This window comes from Hyella patelloides LEGE 07179 (assembly GCF_900659865.1).
Taxonomy (GTDB): domain Bacteria; phylum Cyanobacteriota; class Cyanobacteriia; order Cyanobacteriales; family Xenococcaceae; genus Hyella; species Hyella patelloides.
Window position 1 is genome coordinate 1 of record NZ_LR214176.1, and the last position, 3,801, is coordinate 3,801.

General features: G+C 40.0%; 1 protein-coding gene and 3 pseudogenes. 3 read left to right on the forward strand and 1 reads right to left on the reverse strand.

The genetic code is table 11. The annotated features are described in order from the left end of the window. Together H1P_RS31640 and H1P_RS31645 are read left to right on the forward strand one after the other, a co-directional pair. Nucleotides 1-1,221, forward strand: a pseudogene (locus H1P_RS31640) (NAD(P)/FAD-dependent oxidoreductase); the annotation flags it as partial. A 265-nt stretch (nucleotides 1,222-1,486) separates the two neighbouring features. Beyond that, nucleotides 1,487-1,729: a hypothetical protein gene (locus tag H1P_RS31645; RefSeq protein WP_186376263.1), complete on the forward strand. Its 243-nt coding sequence runs from the start codon at nucleotides 1,487-1,489 to the stop codon at nucleotides 1,727-1,729. Between the two features lie 62 nt (nucleotides 1,730-1,791). On the opposite strand, the pseudogene H1P_RS31650 reads toward H1P_RS31645, so the two are convergent. Continuing rightward, a pseudogene (locus H1P_RS31650) lies at nucleotides 1,792-3,109 on the reverse strand (IS701 family transposase). A 528-nt stretch (nucleotides 3,110-3,637) separates the two neighbouring features. On the opposite strand from H1P_RS31650, the pseudogene H1P_RS31655 reads away from it, so the two are divergent. Beyond that, nucleotides 3,638-3,801: pseudogene (locus H1P_RS31655) on the forward strand (IS5/IS1182 family transposase); the annotation flags it as partial.

The window sequence follows — 3,801 nt, forward strand, 5'->3', positions numbered from 1 at the left end:
AACTTTCATGTCTTTCAGCCACTGCTTTACCAAGTGGCTACTGGCGGTATATCTCCCACTAATATTAGTTCTCCTCTGCGGGGAATCTTAAAGCGCAACAAAAATATTGAAGTGCTGATGGGAGAGGCTAAAGACATCGACCCAAAACAGCAGACAGTCCAACTGCAAAATAGAACAATTAGCTATGACTCTCTCATCGTTGCTACTGGTGCTAGCCACCAATATTTTGGACATGAAGAATGGGCCGACAAAGCACCAGGCTTGAAAACTGTTGAAGATGCTTTGGAAATGCGTCGTCGTATTTTTATTGCTTTTGAATCGGCAGAAAAAGAAACCGACCCGAAAAAACGCCAGGCCTGGTTGACATTTGCGGTTGTCGGTGGAGGCCCAGCGGGAGTGGAATTAGCCGGAGCATTAGCGGAACTAGCTCACGGCACTCTCAAAGAAGATTTTCGTAATATTAACACAAAAGAGTCCCAAATTATTTTAGTGCAAAGCCCAGAGAGGATTTTGCCCTCTTACTCTCCTTCACTATCAGCCGAAGCGAAAACTTCTCTGGAGCAATTAGGAGTTACGGTCATGACTAGTACTAGAGTGATCGACATCAAGAATCAGACGATAAGTGTTCGTCGTGGTGGTGAAATTGAATCAATTCGAGCCAGGACTGTGTTGTGGACTGCGGGGATGAAAGCCTCAGCCATGGCGCAAATCCTCGCCAAATCCACAGATGCTCCTCTAGACAAAGCTGGACGAGTAATAGTAAACCCAGATTTTGAGGTGCCAGGGACGGAAAATATTTTTGTGATCGGCGATCTAGCTCATTACGCCCACCAAGAGGGAAAACCATTACCTGGTGTAGCTCCAGTAGCAATGCAGTCGGGGAAATATGTGGCTCGCCTGATTAAAAGTCGCCTCCAAGGAGAGACGATCTCAGCTTTTCGGTATTGGGACTGGGGCAGCTTGGCTGTAATTGGAAAACACGCTGCCGTGGTAGAGTTCGGTTTCTTGAAGCTGTATGAGTTTCTGGCTTGGGCATTCTGGATGTTTATTCACGTCTTTTACCTGCTGGAGTTTGACAATAAATTAGTGGTGATGATTCAGTGGGCTTAGAGCTACTTTACTAGTGGCAAGGGGGCGCGTATGATTACTGCTCCTGGAGAACAACCCAGTATCCAATTGGAAGAAGAAAATAAACAACGGGCTGTCACCAGTGTCTTCTGAAGCTTAATTTCAATTAGATCGGTATCTTTCAGATCGATCTTTGAGAGTTCAGTTTTTCCACCCTTGACGCTAAAAAGCTTCCGATTGAGCTTTTTCTAAAGGGCTGCTTCCAGAAATCTCTAATTTTAGTCTTTCAAGCAGCTCCTTTTTTTGACAATTGCTTAAAGTATTATCCTATTTCGGGTAATGCCGATATAACTTTGAGAAGACACAAAGAGTGAGGTTCATAAAGATGCGCTGGAAAAAATTGCTATTTAGAACAACTGTGTGGTTAACAACTGAAATTTATCTCAATTCCCTGGGAATTGATGATCTGGCTGACTATAGCGAATTTCTTCTTGAAAGGCAAGCCTTTCAAAGGCATTCGTCCGAAGAAGACAAATGGCAGAAGCTTCCTTGTTTAAAAGGAGTTTGCACTACTTGTGGTCAAGTTCTTTGCCCAAAACCTCTTTTCGTCTTCCAGGACGAGGCTTATATCCAAAGGGATCGGGTAGAACATCTTTCGTGAATTCCGCTCTTATTTTAATGGTAAAGTCAGCCCCGTACTAAATATCGGGACTTAAACAAAAATTAAGCCCAAATAAAGCCACAACTGGCTTTGTAAGCTGCAAATACGTGCTGATTTTGGTTGAGCCATGAGACAAAACGAAAAGACATGGCTGTACGAAATGCTTCCAATGCTTCAGGAAATGTGTTTAAAGGTTTATTAGCCCAACGCCTTCTTAATCCTCCAGTTAGTTTATGCCAAAGGATAAAAGTATAAGCGCAAAAAACTAAAATAAAATGCCTTTTCAAACTTCTTTTACTTCTAACTTGATATTCTTTTAATCCTAACCAGCCTTTTACTTCGCGATAGAATATTTCAACCCAATTTCTCTGAGAATAAGTATTAACTATCCACTGTGGAGTAACAATTGATGGGTCAACATTAGTTATAAAGTAATCAATATCTTCTGCATCTTGAAAAGTTGAATTATTCATGACGATAGCTATCTTTCTCTGACCTTCAAGACGTGATATTTCAACTAAAATGACGGCAACCCAAACTGTTCTCGGTTTTTCTAGATTTATTTTACTCTCAGTGAAAGCCTCTTTGGGTAAAGATTCTGCTAATTTATCTAATCTTATTTCTTCAGTAAATGTTGTTGAGTTGACAACCTTAACTTTCCTGTTTTTAGCCAGTCCTCCTAGGTAGCTTAATTTTCTTTTTTCTAGTTCATTCAAAAAACTTGTATTGTTACCATATCCCGAATCTATTAAGACTATTCCTGGTTTATATCCTCTGTTTAAACTTTTATCTATTAATGTTATGGCTAACTCTGGTTTTTTCTTAAATTCTGGGTCTTTCTTCCCTTTTGGTAATGAATTGCCGTGTTGATATAATTCTATGTCTAGAGGTAAGCTTTTTTTTCCATCATATAGATGAGTTGTTACCACCACATTACCATTATCTGTTTTCCCAATTTCTCCTATATATTGTCTTCCTACTCCTGCTGTAAAGTTGCCACTTTTCCTATGTCCTGAGTCGTCAACAATTAGACTAAATCCCCGACTTATTCTAGTTTGGTTGGATTTACTCATTACTTCTAAGCGACGCTCGTTAATCTTGTCCGCTCCCCAAGTTGCTTCAGTCAAGAAGCGATGCAGCGCGGTCTTGGGGGTTTCCCCCATGAGTGACTGCATCAAGACAATGGTGTAATTTGTGATATGTCACTTCTACTGAGTCTCTCGCCATTTGAGATAGATTTTTTCTCTCGCTTTCCCCCAATAATCCCCCTAAATAGTGTCTAAACTCCCTTTTTTGCGCTTTGGTTCTTAATAAATCATCAAACTTTTTACACCATCTATCGAAGCAAGGAGGCATGGCTGCGGGAGTGGTTTCTTTCATAAAGTGCGATCGCCGTATACAGTAATGCTCAAGTCAGTTATTAAAAGCATTCTATCTTATTTTTACTATCAAAATTGTTTAAGTCCCGATATTCAATCTACTTAGTCTAAACTCCAGTTTCAAAAGAGGTCGCCAGATAGACCAACGGAAGAAAGAACATGGGGAGTAAACTGTTGAACCTCCTGATTAATTTCAGTCAGATGAAGTGCAGCAGCTTGTTTGAAGACCAATAACTTAAGCAGACTAGCATTACCAAGACCTTGCCGTCAGGTTCTTCTGTCCTTTTCAACTTTTGGCAACACCACCTTATTTGGCATATTTATCACTGAAGAATAGACCTCTTGCAAAAGTCTTTCGTGGTACGATGAAAGATTTAGTTATTTTAACTTGAGGCGATCTCGCGGAGCGAGGCACTGCGTGGTCTGCGAAGCAGGCGCTGCGCGATCGCTATTAACTAAAAAACTTTATTAAAACTGTTGCAAAAGTTTTTTATGATAAGGTAAAAGGTTAAATTTTTGAGTAATTAAAATGAAATATTGGCAAGCGAAAAAAGTACCATCAACTGAATTTAAACGGATGACAGGAGTTAAAAAAAACTTTTCAATTGATGGTTCGCATAGTTAGAGCGAAGGAAAAAACCAAAAAGAAACCTGGTCGCCCTACTAAATTAAGAATTGAAGACCAAATTTTAT